This window comes from Lysinibacillus sp. RU7, assembly GCF_057837305.1.
Window position 1 is genome coordinate 14277 of the sequence record NZ_JBYQFK010000037.1, and the last position, 20366, is coordinate 34642.

The window sequence follows — 20366 nt, forward strand, 5'->3', positions numbered from 1 at the left end:
CTGTAGGAAAAGCACGAGCTGAAAATCCGTTTCTTTCAGTACTCGCAAAAGAAATTAGTGGAAGCTGTGCCTGCGGAAAAGGAGTCAGCCGTAGCGGAAATCAATGTATTCCAAGATGCCCATTCATAATAAAAGGTAAATCAACAAGAGTGATATGGAGAAAATTATTTTTTTACTATATTAATAAATATTGAAGGGAAGGTTGGCCTTGATTATTTCAACTGATGAGGAATGAATAAATGAATATAAGGTTAATATTTTCGTTTTTTTCATATGTAGTTTATTTTATAGTATCGATTGTCTTATCTTACTACATGCAATTGATTACGGTATTAGTTGTTGGTGGTATGCGTTTTACAGCCGCGGATAGTTATCCAGGAGATTTGAGTAGATTCTCCTTAGTAATATTTAGTGTGGTATTTCCATTTATTCATTTTGTTATTTTATTACTGTATTTACGCATTCAATCTTTACTTATGTCTTTATTCAAAGTTAAGTTTCAAAAGATTATTCCTTTTGTGCTAAATATTATTATTACTCTTTGTTTAATCGTTTATTTTTTGACTGTATTTTTAGATTAGCATCGTGAATGGAGCGATTGAAAAAAGGTACTTTAGTTATTTAATGTACATTCGATCATTTTATCTATGGAATCGTTTCAAGCAAGTGAACAGCCAATGTAAAAGCAATAATATACGGAGGATACAGCTCCTTTGAAGAATTACAGGCAGCGAGTGTCACTTATATTGTGCAAAAGGTAGAAGACTTACAATCGTTCTTTTAACAGACGAACTATTAGTTGAGAAATATATCCGATACAAAAAATGTCTTTATTAGACAACTTTTTGCAAAATACATGTTTGTTAGGGTGTTTATTCATGTAAAAACATCTCCAAGATTTTATAAGGATTATTATCATACTTATTTTGGAGAGGTTTTATATTGCTAATTTAGCCTATTTCATTAGCATAGACAGTTCTACACTCTTTATTTAGAGGCAGATGGTTCATTGCTATTAGCATCGTGGCTTTTTATTTTACGTAATTTTACAACTATAAGTAAGATTACAGGCACGACAATGGCGAATGTAAATATATATAGTGGCCAAATTTCTTTATTATATTGATTTGAATGGACAATCGTTGGATGAATAATTTGAGAAAGTGCGATAGAAATCATCCCGAGTGGTAAAATGAGTGGGCGATGATCTTTCATTTTTAGTATTTCCCCTAATCCTTTTACAGATGCATAGAAATACATAAATGCTCTTACAAAAATGGTAATTGCCCACATAAATGCCATGATAATTTCAATGCGTTGTAAAAAATTACCTACTGAAATTTTTTGTGCTAATGCATAACTAGGGAAAGTTCGTATTGATGTATTGTTTGGACCTAAAATCAAAATGCATAACGCTATAATAATCGTTAATATAATACCGCCAGCAATCGTACCGATATATAACCCTTTTTGAGCGGATTCTTGCACATTGACAGCAGACGGGAAAATCATTAATAGCACAACTAGTGGGAATGAAAACAAACCCATAAAATAAAAAATGCTATATAGAAGCGGCTTAGGTGAAACTTCCAACACTGGTTGAATATTATGAATGTCGATTTGCGGTGAAATAAACAGAATAAAAGTAATAAATATTATAATAAAAAATGGGAATAGTATTTCAAGTGACCGTGCAAACACTTCTATTCCTAAATAAGCAGCGAAAAAAATAATGATACTAAAAAGAATAGCAAACGCAGCGGTTGGTGTCTCAATCATCACTTCTGTTTGTAAAAAGTTACCTATAAAATAGAATAATTCACCGGATGAAAGTAAGGTCAATATAACGAAACCTATAGAAACGAATTTCCCTATAAATTTCCCTAAAATTTTTTCGTTCATCTCTACAAAGGATACGTTAGGCATTTTTTTTCCTAAAAATATAAATAATTTGATTAATAATAAACTTAATATTGTACCTAGTAGCGCTACTATCCATGCATCTTGTTGTACATCTAATGCTATGCTTGCAGGGATAATTAATATACTTGTACCAACTGTATAGAAAAGGACCATGATTGTAAATTGACGTGAACTAATCACTTGTTTTTCCATAATTTCACCTCTTTCATTTTTTCATGTAACACTATTAACTAATGATTCGAATTAAAACAGGCTTATTTGAAATCGTGAATTTAAAGCATGTATAGTGAATTGCAATATAATATTATTTCAATAACGTTAACTTCAAAAACTCACTAATAGGTTTAAAAATCGCTATAATGACATCTAGAGGGTTAGGAATTTTGACATTTAAACTGAGTGCCATATTTAAGGCAGTTCCAATAAACAGTAAGAGAGAAAAGACCCAAATAGTTTTACGATCCCCGTCTTTGATTAGCTTAGGCAGAATCATATATATAATAACCCCTGAAATAATTAAAATCCCTAAAGCAATAAACATGTCATCTTACTCCTTTTGTTCCTTTACGTTTGAGTTTTGCAAAGTGGCAAAACCACTTGTATTGACGTTGACCTCCACATGTACTTGTAATTCTGGAAAAAGTGTTGACCAATCATTTTTAATATGGCGCCATTCACGAGCATTTACGCGATGAATAGCTGCACCATACTCTAAAATATCTACTTTATATTCTTTTTGAAGGGTATGAAGTAAATGTTCTATACGGTTTTTAATTAAATTGGCTGTTTTTTCATTAATAGTATGGAGAGTTTGTTCATCATTTAAATGAATATCACAGTGTACTTCAGCCACATTTTGTTCAACATCAATTTGAACGCTTATTTTAGGAATCCCATTTTCTATTTTTCCGTTCGTTTTTGTTTTAGAAGTTGTTATTTCAGTAGTTAACTCGCCTTCTTCTGGACAGGATATGATTTCAATTGTGCCTTCAATTTGATCAGTTAAAAAATTATAGCTTCTACTTTCCTCTTCACTTAAAAAACCGATTAACTTGTCATGTTTAAATACAGCTAATCCTGTAAATTGTAATATGACAGGTGTTTCAATTCTGTTGACATTTGTTTGATCAATCCCTAATCGTGGATCACCATGTATGTCTACTTTTGACAAAACATAACTTTGATTATCGCTATTTAACTTATTTATTAATGCATCAACATCTACTTGTCGTGTCGATCCCCATGCGTTTTGTGAAATTTGAATGGAATTTAACATTTTATTCGCAGGTATTTTTTCAATGGGCGTTAATACATTTAAGACATCTTTTGCTGTTGTCTGTTGAGCGACAATAATATCAAAGTCATTTCGAATTTCATTGTCTCTTCCTAAAAAATCAACTGTATAACGCAACCCTTCCCTCGCTAAATCCTCACCGACTACAAGTATTTGAAGGTGAGCAAAATAAAGTTTTCGAGGAGATAGTGTCGTTATTTTTCTAATCGCTTCGAATAATGTCTTCCCCTTTGCGTGGTAAGTAACGACAGGTGCACGTCCGCTGGAAGGGTGACTAGCAGAAACCTCACTAGGGTCTACTACTTGAACAGAGATGGTATATTCATCATCTGTTTTGTCGACGCCTAGTGCAACGACAATGGCAAGCTCATTTAATTCTCGTTTACTCCAGCAACCACCTAACAGTAGAACAACTGTTGTTAGTAACATCAGTGTGATTAATTTTTTCATCCTAGTCCCTCTTTTTACTCAATGTACATTTCTTTTCGTCTTGTCCGGATGCTTTCGCCCTCTTACATTATTTCGTTGACTAATTAATCGTGGGCGAGTTAACAAAGAGCTACGTGGAAACAAAATTAAAGCATCTTTTTGGTCTTTTAGAATTAACGGAGCAAATGGACTCATATAAGGTACACCAAAAGAGCGCAAACTACATAAATGCAAAATGATGATCATAACGCCAGCCATTAGCCCAACTAGACCAAACATTCCGGATAGTATCATTAATGGAAAACGCAACACACGTACCGCATTAGACAGTCCATAAGCGGGGAAAAGAAAGCTACAAATCGCTGTGAGTGCAACAATAATGACCATTACGGCAGAGATAATGCCAGCTTGAACAGCCGCTTGACCAATGACTAATGTACCAACAATGGATATAGCAGGACCGATCATTCTAGGCATACGGATGCCAGCTTCTCTCAATATTTCAAAGGCAATTTCCATAATGAGCGCTTCTATAAAAGCCGGAAATGGTACACCCTCTCGTTGCGAATAAATACTAATTAACAATGGTGTTGGCAACATTTCTTGATGAAAAGTAGTAATGGCAATATATAAAGATGGAGCAACTAAGGAAATACTTATTCCGAAAAATCTGATGAGCCGAATAAAGGAACTAACAATCGCATTGTGGTAATAATCCTCTGCTGATTGTAAAAAAGAGACGAATAAAGCAGGGACGATTAAAACAAAGGGAGTGCCATCTACTAAAATAGCAATTCTTCCTTCCAATAATTCCCCTGCTATCACATCAGGACGTTCCGAATTATAAACTGTTGGAAATATACTGAATTTTGAATCTTGAATCATTTCCTCAATATAGTGGCTCTCCAAAATGCCATCAATTTCAATGCGATCTAAACGGTCGAGCACTTCTTGCACCATTTTGTCGTTAGCAATGCCATTTATATACATGACAGCAATATCCGTTTGCGTCTCTTCACCAATCACTCTAGATTCTATCCAAAGATTCGGGCTTTTAATTTTACGTCGAATTAAGGCTGTGTTTGTACGAAGCGTTTCAGTGAATGATTCTCTCGGTCCCCTAATAACAGACTCTGTAGCAGGGTCCGAAACAGCTCGATCCTTCGCGCTTTTAGTACTCGCTGCAATGCCTTTTGTTAATCCATCAAATAGTATGATGGTATCACCATTTAAAAGAGCGCTATACAATGTTGTAAAATCTACAATATCTTTCACATCACTAACGGTTAAGCAATAATCCTTTAAATATTGATTAATTTCTGTTGGTTTGGTTTCTAAATCACCACTTAAATCTAGCATGAGCGATTCCAAAATCGAATCTGTTATGAGTGTTTCATTTGCTAGACCGTCAGTATGGATAATGGCAATAAGCTGTTTTTCTGATTTTCCCGTTAACATCTCACGGATAATAATGTCATTACTATTACCAAGGTCCTTTTTGATAATTTTTATATTTTCAGTAAGAGATGCGTGTAGAAACACTTTTTTAGAATCTGGGTGGGAGGTGTTGTTATTCGGCAAGTCTGTCATTACTAAACCTCCTAAATAAGCTTTTTAAACTATTAAGAGGATAGACAAATGTATAAATAAATAAACCGCTTATAAAAGAAAAGATTAGGGGGGATTTAGCTGATTAAATCAAATCATTGAGAAAGTTATTATGTCACAAAAGTACGCAGGAATTTTTTCAATTCAATGAAACTGAAATCGTTTAAGAAAAAGGGTGGTCTGATGTTACCTTTAGTTATGCCACTCACTATCTATTTACTGGAGTTGCAACAATAAACCCGCTACTTTATAAAGTAGCGGGTTCATTATCTTTGTGGATAGAAAAGTATAAGTTATATGGCAGGCTATTTTTTCGTGATCGTAATATTCAGCCAGCCGAATAAAATGGTAAGCACAGGACTGATTAAGCAAAAGAAAGCAAACGGTAAATAGCTCATGACGGGTACATCCAGCATCGATACGATAAATAAACCGCAGACGCTCCAAGGGACTAATGGGTTAATGACCGTACCAGCATCTTCCATCACGCGACTTAAATTTTTCGGATGTAAGCCTTGCTCATCATATTTTTGCTTAAATGCTTCGCCAGTTAATAGAATGGATAAATACTGTTCACCAACGAGAGTATTAATCCCAATCGCTGTCAAGGCTGTCCCTGTAATTAATGCACCAACTGATTTCAATAGCTTCTCGATTTTTTCAAGAAGTGTTTGAATAACACCAAGTGCAAATAATAGACCACCCATACTTAGACTGAGAAGCACAAGCATGATGGTAAAGTACATGCTACTAATACCGCCACGTGTTAACAGTGAATCAATCACCTCTAAGCCTGTTTCCGAAACAAATCCACTATATAAAACGGAACAGTAATCCGCTAAGGATAAAGACGTATGGAATGTCGATAATACAAGTGCTACAAGAGAGCTGACGATCAGTGTTAAAAAGGCAGGCATTTTCATTAGTGTACAAATAATAAGTACAATTAGTGGCACAATGGCATACCAGTGGATGAAATTCGTTTCTAGTAAGCTTACTTTGTAAGATGCAATCGTACTAGCATCAAATGTCCCAATAGAAGGGGATAAAACAGAATACAAAATCGCACTAATTAAAAATGCAGGAACGGTTGTCCAGCTCATATTTTTAATATGCTCGAATAAATCGATGCCAACGATGCTCGCAGCTAAATTTGTCGTGTCCGATAAAGGTGACATTTTATCACCAAAAAAGGCACCTGATACAATCGCTCCAGCTGTCAGTGCCATGGATGCATCGATGGCTCCGGCAATACTCATAAAGGCGACACCAATTGTTGCTACCGTTGTAAGTGAGCTACCGATGGCGGTGCCGATAATAGCTGTCATAATAAAGACAATTGTATAAAAAAAGCTCGCCGTTACGATAGATAAGCCTAGATATAAAAGGGTTGGAATGGTCCCACTTACAATCCAGCTACTAATTAATATCCCAATTAAAAAAAAGATATAAACGGCACCCATACCAGCCTTAGCGCCGGATAGCATACTTTCTTCTAACGCTTTAAATGGTATACGTTTGATTAGTCCATAAAAAATTAAAAAGATAATAGCGAATAATATAGGAATATGTGGGGTGGAACCGAGCTGCCCAATTGCAATAGCAATCATGGCAATAACAGTGAACACAATAAAAAGTGCCTCTAAAACAGAGGGCTTTGTTTTTGCTTCAATAGAAAACATATGTCTGCTCCTAGTTGTATAATGCAATTCAATGCGTTGAAGTTCAACGCTTCAACTTAAAAAAGTATAAAAATATTCTAACATAGCTATAGTAGAAGTCAATAGTGTGAAAATTGCTAGGTGTATTACGTCTTTGTTAGCAAATAAAATAGCAGAAGCAAATTCTCATTTGCTCCTGCTATGTTTAATCAATCAATGGATTTTCTTTCATTTTCTCTTCAACGCGCTGTAATAGCTCGTCCGCAGTTTCCGCAGTTACCACTTCGCTGTTTACAACGGCAAATAAGCATGAATCGCATGTTTCACAATTCGATGTACAACCAGACTCTTCAATGACAATATCCTCACGTTGGATTAATTCATCATACACATCGGCACTGCCAAATGAAATGTTTGACATGCAAAATTCGATTTGGTGTTTCAGTACTTTATCTTTTCGTTTAAATAAAGATTTGAACATTGCTCAGGCTCCTCGTTTTTCTTTTATTGTACTGGTAGAACGGTAGAATAAGCAATTGCCCCTTTGGCTGATGATTGACTGGACGTGTATTTCTATATAAACCATCTTAAAACTGTCGACAGTGAATGATTAAAAAGCTACGGTATCCGAGCAAAAAGTCGTTCTATCCGGTCAAAACCATCTGGCATGAGCAAAACACTGCCGTATTCAGTCAAAATCCTGCAGTGAACCATTAAAAGACAGTTATTTTTATCCGAACTGATGTCGATTGGAATATATAGAAGGGAAGTACCGCTTGCTAGGAGAAGTTAAATTTATCCCGTTTTCATCTTAATTGTCATTTTTCCTACCCTTTTAGACATAAAACGCCATAAGGACAAATTTAATTCAATGACGTTCATACAGTATAAACTAAAAAAATGAGGAGGGGATGGCGTGCACACATTTTTATTGGAAATGAAGCAAATTGATATTGTGATTCACCATTTTTTAGAGGATTACGGGCATCTTGTATATATTTTATTGTTCTTTATTATTTATTGTAAAACTGCTTTTGTTGTTCTTACATTTTTACCAGGAGATGCAACTGTATTTGTTAGTGGTGCATTAGCTGCATTAGGAGAGTTAAATTTATGGTTTTTAGTTGTCATATTATTTACAGCGACTGTTCTTGGGGATACACAAAATTACTTCATCGGTAAAATTGGACAGAGAGTGACGGGCGGCTGGCGGGTTATCCCGAAATCGACATTGCAGTCTGCAAAGGACTTCTTTAAAAATTATGGGCACAGAGCGATCTTATTTTCGCGTTTTATTCCGCTCATGAGGACGACAATTCCATTTGTTACGGGCTATACGAATTATCCATTGTATCCTTTTTTAGCTTATAACAGTATGGGCGGAGGGATATGGGTTGTATTATGGCTTGGAGCAGGACTTTTACTCGGGCAAATTCCGATTGTTGAGCAAAACATGGCATTATCCTTACCGATTATTTCTTGTATTCCTTTTCTCCCGCCCATTATTTTTTATATTGTCCGCCTATTAAAAAATAACAAGATAAAAAGGATTGGCGGAGTATAAATGGCCAATCCTTTTTAATATGAGGTATTAAACTTGAATGAAAGTTTGGTTAATGAGTACACCAAGGCCAATTGCAACACCAATACCAAGACAAGAGGCAAGTACATAAGTTATTTTTAACATGAAAATTCGCTCCTTTCATCTTAAGCCTATTATAAATTGTTTGAAAATTTTTAGATGTGAGAAAAATCACACGTATAAAAGAAATTTTCACGGACATTTTCTATTCTTTGGAGTAATTTTTTGTGATTTACTTAAATGAAGAAATAATCCTAAATTTTATGTTATATTTAGTGAAAATTCGGTTCATAAAGGGGTTTTTCAACAATGTTAACTTTTTCAATTCCAGCACTGCATGAAGAAAAAATGGAGCAGGCACGTCAGTATATTGATTCGCTAACGAAGCCACCGGGCAGTTTAGGGCGCTTAGAGGAAGTAGCGATTCAACTTGCAGGCATGACAGGAGAAATAAAACCTGATATTGCTCCTGCTTCTCTCGTATTTTGTGCAGATCATGGTATTGTGGAAGAAAATGTATCGGCTTCTCCACAAGAAGTAACGTATGAGATGGCGATGAATATGGTGGAAGGTGGTGCGGGAATTAGTGTGTTTAGTCGTATGATTGGTGCACCACTTGCTGTCTATGACTTAGGTATTTTACGCCCTGTACCAAATGAGAAGGTCATTAACAAGAAAGTCCGTCCATCTGGAACTGCTAACTTTTTAAAAGAGCGTGCGATGACAGAAGAAGAGGCATGGCAAGCGATTAAAGTTGGGTACGATGCAGCACAGCAGGCTATTCGTGAAGGTGCGGGCTGTATCATTGTTGGAGAGTTAGGTATTGGTAACACGACACCAAGCAGTGCCATTTTAGCAGCTATTCTTGATATTGATCCAGAGACAGTTGTTGGTCGCGGTTCAGGTATTAATGATGAGCAATTGAATCGCAAAGCACAGGTTTGTCGTGAGGCGATTGCGTTACATAAACCAAAGAAAGATGATGCGATTGACTTGCTATCTAAAATGGGTGGTCTTGATATAGCAGGTATGACAGGTGCTATGATTGGTGCGGCAGAAATGCGTACCCCAATTTTACTAGATGGCTTTATTTGTACGGTTTCTGCTTGTCTAGCGGAGTTACTAGCGCCAGGTACTGTAAACTATATGATTTTATCGCATAATTCAGTTGAGATTGGGCATGAGATTGCAGCGAAGCATCTGAATAAACAGCCACTCGTACAGCTTGATTTACGTCTTGGTGAAGGAACAGGGGCAGCCATTGCGTATCCGATTGTTAAAGCAGCTAATGTGATGATGAAGGATATGGCTACATTCCAAAGTGCAAGTGTATCGCAAAAATAAAAATAAAGAAGGGGCTAACCAGGTTAGCTCCTTTTTCATATCGTTATAAAGGTTATTGTTATATTGCCATCATCATAGAAACTTTCAAAGGGGGAAGTTTAGTATTAGGGCTTTCCTATGTGTAAACTAGCGACTAGGAGGTGTTATGATGATTAAAAATATGCTACCACCCGTAGTAAATGAACAGACAACTGTACTCATTGTCGGCTCTATGCCCGGTGTCCAGTCACTTGAAAAACAACAATATTACGGCAACCCACGTAATCATTTTTGGGGAATCATTAGTGCTATCATAGGTGTGCCGGTACCGGAAAAATATGAAGAACGTCTTATACTCGTTCAAAAGCATGGCATTGGGTTGTGGGATGTCATTCAAGCATGTGAACGTGCTGGTAGTCTAGATAGCAATATTAAAAACGAAATCCCGAATGATTTTGTCACTCTTTTTAAACGTTATCCGCAAATTCAGGCGGTCTTTTTTAATGGTACAAAAGCGTATGACGTCTTTCAAAAGAAGCTAGGCTTTGAATTGCTTGTTGGAAAAGAGTATTATAAAATGCCATCAACAAGTCCTGTACCAGGACGCAATATTAAGACGTTTGACCAAAAAGTAGAGGCATGGCGAGCACTTGAACAGTATATGATAAGGGGAGAATAAGATGTATCGTAAAGCGCAAGATTTTTTAGAAGATTGGCACATGAATGCCCAAGGAACACTTCGCGTAATGCAAGCCATTACGGAAGACACAAAGCACGCTTCGATTGTAGAAGGACATAACTCACTTAGTTGGTTATCGTGGCATTTAGTGAGTGTGGCCGGTGCTTTTGGACACTTCGCTGAGTTACAAATTCCAACACCAGGACCAGATATGCCGATGCCTGAGACGATGGAAGAAATTGTGGAAATGTATGAGGCGGTCGTGGAAGCTTATAACAAAGAAGCAGCAACATTAACAGATGCTCAAATGGAGGAAGAGGTACAGGCTTTCGGTGGAGCAATGCCGCGGGGCAAATTACTACGTATGTTAGTTGATCATCAAACACATCACCGTGGTCAAATGACAGTGTTACTACGTCAAGCAGGCTTACGCGTACCACCAGTAATGGGACCAACAAAGGAAATGCAATAAGTACAAGAAAAGGGGGTCTCCAAAGACACCCTTCATTTCTTAATCTATATCTACTATGAAATATTGCTCCTGTGGTGGTCGTCTCAAAATACTACTATCTTCGTTGCGAAAGAAGCGTCTTAACATGTCTTTTCAGAAGCTTCCTTCACGATTTGAAGCGCTTGTTTAGCGGTGCTAGCATCTAAAAACGGTGATTGAATCATCAGGAGTCGTTCAATATAGTGTTGTAGTATAGGTGGTAGCGTTAATTCCTCTTGCCATGAGCGGCTTTTCTTTGATGTAGGATGATAGTTTGAGTACAAAAGAAAGAGCATAAAGTGTCCAACTCCATATAAGTCACTGAGTGGGCTTGCGGCTTTTTTAGGATTATCGATTGTATTGACACAAATAGTAGGGTCAATCGTTGTCGCAAGACCAAAATCGATGATCGTGAGTTGGTCATTCTTTACAATAATATTTGGTATACGCAAGTCTCTATGCACAATACCTTGTTCATGCATACAGATTAGAATAGTCAACAATTCTTCTGTTTTAGTTAATGCATCTGCTACAGAAAATCGTTCGTTTCGTTCGAAAATAGCACGTTCAAATGTATCCCCTTCAATATACTCCATTATATAAAAGGGCAATTCCTCAATGAACCCCTCTGTGAATAATTTTGGTACAGGTAAAGTAGAGAGTCTTTCTAAAAATGTAACTTCTTGTAAAAACTTTTGCTGATTAGTTGTATGGCGGTGCTTTGCTTTTAAGCGTTTTAGCACGGCTTTTTCGCCCGTTTCGTTATGAATCAGCAAGTAGGCGATACCGTAGGAGCCTTCCCCGATTTGATTCATCATATGATAGTTTGTATGGGCATGGATGAACTGCTCTAAAAGGCGTTCATATTTACTTTCTCTGAATAATGAAATCATCAGCTACTAAAAAAGCTTCTTGAGCTGAAGAAGCTACGCGAAGAACGGCGGTAACTCCGTTTATAGTGCTTATGACCATAGTAATTATGACGGTTAGAATAGCGGCGACGGCTACTGGAAGAATAACGGCGCGAACTTGCAGCGGAGTGTAATATACTTTTAATAATCTTTTTGAACATGAAGTCCATTCCCTTCGATATAATATTACTTACTTATACGGAAAAAGCTTATGAAAAGTTTCAACAAAAAGGGGGATTAACATGATTTATTGGACAGTATTTCAGCATGCGGATTGGCAGTTCATCGTGGCAGCAACTGAAAAAGGACTTTGCTTTACAGGCTCTGAAAACCGCGATGAACAGGAATTGTTGGAGTGGGCAAAGAAGCGAAGAAAAGGGGAACACCTGGAGCGAAATGATGAGAAATTAGAGCTTTATATACAACAATTTAAAGGATACTTGACTGGTGAGCGAAAGGATTTTGATTTTCCTTTGGATGTAAAAGGTACAGCATTTCAACAGCAAGTGTGGCAAGCGTTACAAGCTATTCCGTTTGGCACAGTTCAATGTTATAGCGATATTGCCACTGCAATCGATAATCCAAAAGCGGTACGCGCGGTTGGTACAGCAATTGGGGCTAACCCTGTAATGATTGCTATTCCATGCCATCGTGTTATTGGGAAAAATCGAACACTAACAGGCTTTAGGGCAGGACTTGATATGAAGAAAAAATTATTGATGGTAGAAGGCGTGACTACTCTTTAATGGGTAGTCTTTTGTTTTGACGAATTTTATGATGGAGTCTACTTATTTTTCTATCAAATGAATGCAGTGCTTTAGGTTGTGCTTTTTAACCGTAAAAAAGAATGTCATAACTTGACATTCGTGTCTTCTGTTGCATAGTCAGCCCTTACTAGATTTGTTAAAATAAAATTGAAAACTACTCGGTAAGGAGCAGGGGATATGGTCATTGGAATTACGTTCATTATAGTCGCACTAATCATAACAGTAGCTGTACTTGTATATAGGCACGATGGAACGGTATTTGGTCGATTAACAGGTTATTCATTTTTCGATATCCTATTAAATGCTAAAAAAGGTCAGTTATATAAAATCATGACACAATTAGAGAAAGTGCCTGGAGAGCATAAAGTGTTAATCGATGTTCAGTTACCGGTGAATAATTCGACATATCCGGTTGATGCCATTTTCGTACACGAATCCGGTATTTATGTGATAGATGGTGTACATAAAACAGGTTGGATTACAGGTGATGAACATCAAGTAGAATGGGTACAAGTAAAACATGGTGATAAGCAAGAGCCTTTTACGAACCCGATTATGGTTAATCATCGTATTATTGACACATTACGAGATTTACTGCCAGATGTGAATGAAGATGTATATAGCTCTGTTTCAGTGTTCTCAGATGCGTGTTCGTTCCAAAAAGTTGAAACGTATTCGCCAAACGTAGAAGTAATAAAAATGCGTGAGCTAAAGGCATGGACAAAACAAATTGGTGGCGAAGTGTTATCGAAGGAAGAAATCGATAAAGTGTATCATGCACTAGAAGGATTCATGAGCTTTAAACAACAGCCGGTTAAACAGCCTACAAAGCAAGCAGTGCCAAATTAAGAAATCGACTAAGAGGGGGTGTGCCTCTCTTTTTTTGTTGTATGTTCTCTACTATGGAGTGAACTGTCGTTTTCATAGACCTTATGCTAAAATAAAGCAAGTTTATATAACAAGGAGTTTCATGAATGAATAGTCAAAGGTGGCTGTCGTTAAACTATTTCACATTCTTCTTTACATGGGGTGTGTTTTTACCATATTGGACAGGATGGTTAATTACAGATAAAGGGTTATCTGTCCCGGCAGCAAGTATTATTATGGGGGCTGGGATGATCGCTCGCTCACTTTCGATGCTCATTGTATTCCCAATAGCGACAAAACTGTATGCGATTAGTGTCGTGATGCGCGGGATGGCAATTGCTGCACTTGTTACAATGCTATTTTATATCCCTTTTGAATCGTATACAGCGCTTTTTGTTATTACGGTATTATTTAGTGCGATTTATCCGAACTTAATGCCAGGAATGGAAAGCAGTGCATCTGTATTAATACGGACAGAAAAGATTCACTACGGCAAAAGTCGTTCGTATGGCTCGCTTGGCTATACGATTGCGTTAGTCTTTGTTGGTGGAGTAACAGAGCTACTCGGTATTGGTTCTGTATTATGGATTATGATTGCAGGGCTGATGATGATGGTGGCGTCACAATGGATTGCTGCACCTGCAAAGTTGAGTGACAAGCCAAAACGCAAGGAAACAAGCGAAGGAGTGTCATTAAAAGAATTATTCACATCTGGTAGCTTTGGGATTGTATTAGTCATATCGATTTTGCTACAAGGTGCACATGCTTCTTACTATAATTACGGTTATATTTTTTTAGATGACTTAGGCATTAATAGTTTTTATATCGGGCTCATTTTAAATGTAGCGGTCATTATTGAAATTGCCTTCTTTTTAAAGGCAGATGCTCTGTTCTCAGAATTCCGACCATCTACCTTGTTTGGGTTAGCGGCAATTGGCTCGACAATACGTTGGGTAGCTATTTTCCTATTCCCAAATGTATGGGTGTTCATTTTAGTACAAGCATTACATGCCGTATCATTCGGTTTTGCGCATTACGCGTTTATTCAATACATTTCGAGTAAATTAAAAGCTTCACAAATTCCAACAGCACAAGGTATGTATTCCGCATTTGCCATGAGTTTAAGTGTCGCCTTGCTTACGTTTTTAGGGGGTTATTTATACGAAATCGAACCAGGCGTTGCTTTTTTAGGTATGTTAATCTGTACAATTCCCGCATTGATTTTAGTCATATTCACGCGTCAAAAGTTTAAGTATTAAGTAAAGTCGGTATAGGCCGGCTTTTTATTTTTTGGAAAAAAGGATATATGTTCAAATATTTCTTCTAGTACAATAGCTTTATTAGGGGGAATTATATGAGAAGAATTCATTATAGTTGGATTATATTAGCTGTCACGTTTTTAGCTATCATTGTAGCAGGTATTATCCGGTCTTCTGCCGGTGTTTTTATTGATCCATTTGAGGCGGATTTTGGCTGGGATCGTCCAGCGATTTCCTTTGCCTTTGCGGTAAGTTTATTTTTATATGGCTTTTCAGGGCCTTTTATGGCAGCGTTTGTTGAAAAGTTTGGCTTGAAACGTATGATGATGGGCTCGATGACATTGTTAGCAATCGGACTTGCATGCACATTTGTAATGAAGAGCGAATGGCAATTGATTTTGATTTGGGGCGTTGTCATTGGCATCGGGTCTGGTCTTTTTTTAACGGTATTAAGTACACAAGTAGCCAATCGTTGGTTTGTAAAGCGCCGTGGGTTAGCAGTGGGCATGTTAACGGCAGCAACGGCAACAGGACAGCTCATCTTATTGCCGGTATTAGCGGCGCTTGTTGAGAAACATTCATGGCAAGCTGCTATTTTATTGATTTTTATATTAAGTATCATCATGTTAGGAATCATGGCGCTCTTAATGCGGAATTACCCGCGTGATATAAACCTTCCACCATACGGGCAAGAGGAAATGGAGCAAGAAGTAGTCCATTCATCAGGGAATCCATTTAAAGTAGCCATTTTAGCGTTACTTGAGGGGCTACGTGTAAAAGAGTTTTGGTTATTGGCAGGAAGCTTTTTTATTTGTGGTTTATCGACAAGCGGACTAATTGGCACGCATTTTATTTCGTATTGTATTAGTTTTGGGATTCCTGTTGTGACAGCAGCTGCGATGCTTTCGTTTATGGGGATTTTTGATTTGATCGGTACGACGTTGTCAGGTTGGTTATCAGATCGATTCGATAATCGGTGGTTGTTATTTTGGTACTATAGTTTGCGCGGTATATCTTTATTGTTTTTACCATTTGCATTGGAATCAGGCTCGTACGGTTGGCTCATGGTATTCGCTATTTTTTATGGGCTCGATTGGATTGCCACGGTTCCACCAACAGTTGGTTTAACACGTCAGCGATTTGGTATTCAAAAAAGTGCCATGATGTACGGCTGGATGGTTGCCGCACATCAAGTAGGAGCGGGCGTAGCTGCCTATTCAGGTGGTGTCATTTATAATGTGTTTGGCTCGTATATGTGGGCGTTTTTATTAGCAGGGGGGTTCTGTGGTTTTGCGAGCCTGTTTGTGTTATTAATCAAAAAGCAGCCTAAACTTGTAGTGAACTGAAGCAGGGAAACGTGAAACGAAGTCGAATATTAAAACTGTAACAGGAATACACTTTCAAGGAGGTTTTATCGATGAGACTTCAAGACAAGGTGGCAGTCGTTACAGGTGCTGCTTCAGGAATGGGCAAGGCAATTGCAATTCTTTATGCAAAAGAGGGAGCAAAAGTCGTTGTTTCCGATTTAACGTTAGAAGGTGCAGGTGCAACCGTGGCGGAAATTACGAAATTTGGTGGCACAGCAACCGCAGTGGAAGCAGATATATCCAGCGAAGGTGACGTATATAAGCTGATTAAAGCAGCAGTAAATACGTACGGAACATTAGATATTTTAGTGAATAATGCGGGGATTATGGATAATTTTGCTCCGGTTGGTGATGTAACAGACGAACTTTGGGAGAAAGTGTTTGCTGTCAACGTAACGGGTATTATGCGTACGACACGTCAAGCAATGCCAATTTTCTTAGAACAAGGTGCAGGTGTCATTGTAAATATCGCTTCAGTGGGTGGTTTATATGGTTCACGTGCAGGTGCTGCGTATACAGCCGCTAAGCATGCGGTAGTAGGTTTAACAAAAAATACAGGATTCCAGTATGCAGATAAAGGGATTCGTTGCAATGCCATCGCTCCAGGTGGTGTGAATACAAACATTGGTGCATCATTTAGAAATCCAAATCAAGAAGGATTAAACAAGGCGATGGCTGGTGCAACATTTAATCCACGTAATGGAGAGCCAGAAGACATAGCCGGCGTGGCGTTATTTTTAGCTTCAGACGATGCAGCATTTGTAAATGGTACAGTTGTAACAGCAGATGCTGGTTGGACGGCTTATTAATTTTGAAGGAACTCGGCACGACCTGTGCCGAGTTTTTTAGTGAGTAGTCAATATTTTGTCTGAAATAGCTGAAAGGCGAAATATTAATTCCTCTTAAAACTCGACATTATTCCCCAGGCAATATGTTGTTATTAATAGGTGGAGGTGGTTTTATGTCACAAAGCATGAACCAAATCATTGCGTTAGAAGGCGTTTTAAACTTCCGAGATATGGGTGGCTATAAAACAAATAGCGGAAAATCAGTAAAAAGAAATTTATTTTTCCGCTCGGCCAATCTAGCGAAATTAACCTTACAAGATCAACAAATGTTGAAAAGGCTCGGTATTAAAACAATTTTTGATTATCGTGATGACCATGAGGCAACACATAATCCAACGCCTGTAATGGAAGGAATACAAAATATTCGTATACCAGCAAAAGGCGCATCCTCATTTAAAATGCCCGGTGCTCCTAAAGACGGAAGTGTTAATTTCGATTTTTATAAGCAAGTAAATGCGGATCAATTTACAAAATTTTATGCTCAAATGCCGTTTAATAATCCTTCATTTCAGCGCTTAATACAATTAGTAAAGAATGAAAATAATTTGGGTTTATTACACCATTGTGCAGTTGGGAAAGATCGTACCGGTATTGGTGGCACGCTCATTTTAATGTTATTAGATGTGCCACGTGAAACAATTATGCAAGAGTATTTACTAACAAATCGTTTATTAACACCATTGGTTACAAAAATGGCACAACAATTAAAAACGGCTTATCCAGATGCAGATTTAACTACATTTTATGAGGTCATGTCGGCAAACGAAAAATATTTAAATGCCGTATTCCATGAAATTGATACACGCTATGAAACAGAAGCTGATTTCTTACAAGATCAATTTAGGATTTCAAAGGAAGCGCGTGCGGAGTTACAGGTGAAATATTTAGAATAAAGAAGGGCTACACTGTAAGTGAAAACTTACGGAGTAGCCCTTTCGTGTTATGATACATACTAGTATTGGAGGAGTAAATGATGTTATCCAAAAAAGCAATATGCATTCAAAACATGCAGGTAAATCAAGAGATTTTTGTCTGTCCTATTTGTACACAATCTATAACCATTGAAGAAAACGGAAAAGTGATTTGTCCGAGTAATCATTCATTTGATGTAGCCAAACAGGGATACATTAACTTTACGACGAAACCTGTACAGTCGATGTACTCGAGAGAGCTATTTGAGGCACGTCACGATATTATTTCAAGTGGCTTATATAATCCATTACAAGAGCGATTAGCAGCGCTTGCAGTTGGGATACATTTTTTAGATACAGGCTGTGGAGAAGGGTCACATTTAGCACGTATTATGGCGCAAAAACCAGAAGCAATTGGTATAGGTATTGATATTGCTAAAGAGGGTATCCTAGCCGCAGCAAAGTTTCATGTAGGGCCCATTTGGTGTGTGGGCGATTTAGCAAAAAGTCCGTATCAAGAGGGAAGTTTTGATACGATTTTCAATATTTTGTCGCCAGCCAATTATGATGAATTTAAGCGCCTACTAAAGCCAGGCGGAAAAGTAATTAAAGTCGTGCCACAAGAAGGCTATTTAAAGGAATTACGCCAACAAGCATTTGCTGATTCAGAAAAAGAAAACTATACAAACAATCAAACGGTAGCGCGTTTTAAGGAAAGCTTTGACGTAGTTAAGATAGAGCGCCTTACGTATACAATGCCATTATCAGTAGATGTAGTACCGAAGCTATTACAAATGACGCCGATGGGGTGGCATATCGCAAACAAAGACGAGATCGTTATAACCGAAATTACTATTGATTTAAATCTTTTAATTGGGTGTGTGAAGTAGTATAAAATGAGATGAAGCGGATGACCTAATAATTGTTACACGTGAAAAAATTTTCTCTCGAGGCTTCCAACATACGTAGGTAATCATGTAGTAAGTTTTGAAAGAGATATCAATTAATACTCCTATAGTATTCAAATGAACGATAGGGCTATTTTTTATAAGGAGAAGGAAAACGAGGAGAGGATATATTTTTCAACGATACCCCAGTTCTTTATTTTCACGTGAAACAAGTAATAAATGAAGAACGAATAGGTGTTGTCAATATAGTTGCGAACAGGTCCTTCATTTTAGCAGGAGAAGCTAGTTTTGTTTTTAGCAAATTAGTGGATTGACTTCCGTGATTAATTGATGAAATTGCTAAGCAATATAACTAATTGAGGCAAACACGCTTTTTTAGTAAAATGAAATTATTAAAGTAGATAAGGTAGGAAATGAGCATTGTATAAATTAGCGGCGAATATTGTCAAAATGTTTTTAGCGGTGAACGGATCAAAAGCAAAAGTATATGGGCTTGAAAATGTGCCGAAGGATGGTGGCTTTGTAATTGCGTGTACGCATAATGGGTATGTAGATATTTTAAATTTAGGCGTATCGATTCATCCACGTGAAATTCACTTTATGGCGAAAAAACAATTATTTGAAATAAAGGGACTTGGGTGGTTAATCGAACGTCTTAACGCATTTCCAGTAGACCGTGATAATCCAGGACCAAGCGTCATCAAAGTGCCACGACAACTGATTAAAGAGGGGAAAATTGTAGGTATTTTCCCGAGCGGCACACGTAGTGCAGAGAGCAATGATTTAAAGCAAGGTGCGATTACAATTGCTCAACTGTCTAAATCACCAATCGTTCCGGCAGCGTATATTGGACCGAAAGATCTCGGTGGTGTATTGAAGCGAAAAAAAGGTTATTTGATTTACGGTAAACCATTTACAGTGGGAGGCGGCAAGGAAGCACGAGACGAAGCCACAAATTTTTTAGAACAGGAATTACAGCGCCTACTAGTAGAGCTGGAACAGAAAAAATAAAGAAGGACACTCTTCTCTTATAGAAGGGTGTTTTTCGTATGAATCGATGGAGGGATAGAAATGATTCGAGTACTATTCGTTTGTTTAGGGAATATTTGTCGTTCACCAATGGCAGAAGCTGTAATGCGTGACTTAGTTGAAAAGCGCGGATTAGCGGCACAAATTAAAGTAGATTCTGCTGGGACAAGTAATTGGCACGCGGGAGAACCACCACATAAAGGAACATGTGAAAAGTTAAAGGAAATGCGTATTTCTACAAGTGGTATAGTGTCACGTCAACTGAGAACGTCTGATTTAGAATTTGAGTATATTGTATGTATGGATGCGAGTAATGTAGAAAATACCCGCGAAATGTTGCGGGCATATGAAGATACGAAAATATTTCGCTTTTTAGATTTAACATCGCATAAAAAAGATGTACCTGATCCATGGTATACAGGCAATTTCCAAGAAACGTATGAGCTTTGTGTGGAGGGCTGCGAGGCGTTGTTGGAGAGAATTTTGAAAGAGCATCAGCTAAGCTGAAAA

At 37.5% G+C, this 20366-nt stretch carries 20 protein-coding genes; 13 read left to right on the top strand and 7 right to left on the bottom strand.

The window, feature by feature from the left end; genetic code table 11:
- Positions 1-987 precede the first annotated feature (987 nt).
- From AC3II9_RS19735 to AC3II9_RS19760, 6 genes are all read right to left on the bottom strand, one after another.
- Positions 988-2115, bottom strand: coding sequence for a GerAB/ArcD/ProY family transporter (locus AC3II9_RS19735; protein ID WP_489158217.1), 1128 nt, complete (start codon positions 2113-2115; stop codon positions 988-990).
- A gap of 112 nt (positions 2116-2227) precedes the next feature.
- A complete protein-coding gene (locus tag AC3II9_RS19740) occupies positions 2228-2464 on the bottom strand; it encodes a hypothetical protein (RefSeq protein ID WP_489158219.1) in 237 nt (78 codons plus the stop codon).
- Between the two features lie 6 nt (positions 2465-2470).
- Entirely contained in the window at positions 2471-3667 is a 1197-nt protein-coding gene (locus AC3II9_RS19745; protein WP_489158220.1) for a Ger(x)C family spore germination protein, read from the bottom strand.
- Positions 3668-3685: 18 nt separating this feature from the next.
- Positions 3686-5236 (bottom strand): spore germination protein, encoded by a 1551-nt coding sequence (locus AC3II9_RS19750; protein WP_489158221.1) that lies wholly within the window; start codon positions 5234-5236, stop codon positions 3686-3688.
- A gap of 323 nt (positions 5237-5559) precedes the next feature.
- Complete coding sequence (gene nhaC, locus AC3II9_RS19755) at positions 5560-6936, bottom strand: Na+/H+ antiporter NhaC (protein WP_489158223.1); 1377 nt, start codon at positions 6934-6936, stop codon at positions 5560-5562.
- A 184-nt stretch (positions 6937-7120) separates the two neighbouring features.
- Positions 7121-7396, bottom strand: coding sequence for a YuzB family protein (locus AC3II9_RS19760; RefSeq protein WP_489158225.1), 276 nt, complete (start codon positions 7394-7396; stop codon positions 7121-7123).
- Positions 7397-7831: 435 nt separating this feature from the next.
- On the opposite strand from AC3II9_RS19760, the gene AC3II9_RS19765 reads away from it, so the two are divergent.
- From AC3II9_RS19765 to AC3II9_RS19780, 4 genes are all read left to right on the top strand, one after another.
- Complete coding sequence (locus AC3II9_RS19765) at positions 7832-8479, top strand: DedA family protein (protein WP_489158227.1); 648 nt, start codon at positions 7832-7834, stop codon at positions 8477-8479.
- 327 nt (positions 8480-8806) lie between these two features.
- The gene (gene cobT / locus AC3II9_RS19770; protein WP_489158229.1) at positions 8807-9841 is read left to right on the top strand and encodes a nicotinate-nucleotide--dimethylbenzimidazole phosphoribosyltransferase; all 1035 of its coding nucleotides are present in this window, start codon (positions 8807-8809) and stop codon (positions 9839-9841) included.
- Positions 9842-9989: 148 nt separating this feature from the next.
- A complete protein-coding gene (locus AC3II9_RS19775; protein ID WP_489158231.1) occupies positions 9990-10499 on the top strand; it encodes a DNA-deoxyinosine glycosylase in 510 nt (169 codons plus the stop codon).
- Position 10500: 1 nt separating this feature from the next.
- Positions 10501-10971 carry a DinB family protein gene (locus AC3II9_RS19780; RefSeq protein ID WP_489158233.1) on the top strand — a complete coding sequence of 157 codons (471 nt, stop codon included), beginning with the start codon at positions 10501-10503 and terminating at the stop codon, positions 10969-10971.
- Positions 10972-11090: 119 nt separating this feature from the next.
- Here the strand turns inward: AC3II9_RS19780 and AC3II9_RS19785 are convergent, their stop codons facing one another.
- A complete protein-coding gene (locus tag AC3II9_RS19785) occupies positions 11091-11882 on the bottom strand; it encodes a serine/threonine protein kinase (RefSeq protein WP_489158235.1) in 792 nt (263 codons plus the stop codon).
- A gap of 260 nt (positions 11883-12142) precedes the next feature.
- Between AC3II9_RS19785 and AC3II9_RS19790 the strand changes: the two genes are divergently transcribed.
- The 9 genes from AC3II9_RS19790 (at position 12143) to AC3II9_RS19830 (ending at position 20363) form a co-directional block, all read left to right on the top strand.
- Entirely contained in the window at positions 12143-12646 is a 504-nt protein-coding gene (locus AC3II9_RS19790) for a methylated-DNA--[protein]-cysteine S-methyltransferase (RefSeq protein ID WP_489158236.1), read from the top strand.
- A gap of 198 nt (positions 12647-12844) precedes the next feature.
- Positions 12845-13516: a nuclease-related domain-containing protein gene (locus tag AC3II9_RS19795; protein WP_489158238.1), complete on the top strand. Its 672-nt coding sequence runs from the start codon at positions 12845-12847 to the stop codon at positions 13514-13516.
- A gap of 125 nt (positions 13517-13641) precedes the next feature.
- Complete coding sequence (locus tag AC3II9_RS19800; RefSeq protein ID WP_489158240.1) at positions 13642-14793, top strand: MFS transporter; 1152 nt, start codon at positions 13642-13644, stop codon at positions 14791-14793.
- A gap of 95 nt (positions 14794-14888) precedes the next feature.
- Positions 14889-16139, top strand: a complete 1251-nt coding sequence (locus AC3II9_RS19805; protein ID WP_489158241.1) for an MFS transporter — start codon at positions 14889-14891, stop codon at positions 16137-16139.
- 71 nt (positions 16140-16210) lie between these two features.
- Positions 16211-16969 (top strand): SDR family oxidoreductase, encoded by a 759-nt coding sequence (locus AC3II9_RS19810; protein ID WP_489158243.1) that lies wholly within the window; start codon positions 16211-16213, stop codon positions 16967-16969.
- A gap of 152 nt (positions 16970-17121) precedes the next feature.
- The gene (locus tag AC3II9_RS19815; protein WP_489158244.1) at positions 17122-17901 is read left to right on the top strand and encodes a tyrosine-protein phosphatase; all 780 of its coding nucleotides are present in this window, start codon (positions 17122-17124) and stop codon (positions 17899-17901) included.
- A gap of 77 nt (positions 17902-17978) precedes the next feature.
- The gene (locus AC3II9_RS19820) at positions 17979-18809 is read left to right on the top strand and encodes a putative RNA methyltransferase (protein ID WP_489158245.1); all 831 of its coding nucleotides are present in this window, start codon (positions 17979-17981) and stop codon (positions 18807-18809) included.
- 438 nt (positions 18810-19247) lie between these two features.
- Positions 19248-19838 (top strand): lysophospholipid acyltransferase family protein, encoded by a 591-nt coding sequence (locus tag AC3II9_RS19825; RefSeq protein ID WP_489158247.1) that lies wholly within the window; start codon positions 19248-19250, stop codon positions 19836-19838.
- 60 nt (positions 19839-19898) lie between these two features.
- Positions 19899-20363: a low molecular weight protein-tyrosine-phosphatase gene (locus tag AC3II9_RS19830; protein WP_489158249.1), complete on the top strand. Its 465-nt coding sequence runs from the start codon at positions 19899-19901 to the stop codon at positions 20361-20363.
- The last annotated feature ends 3 nt before the right edge of the window (positions 20364-20366 follow it).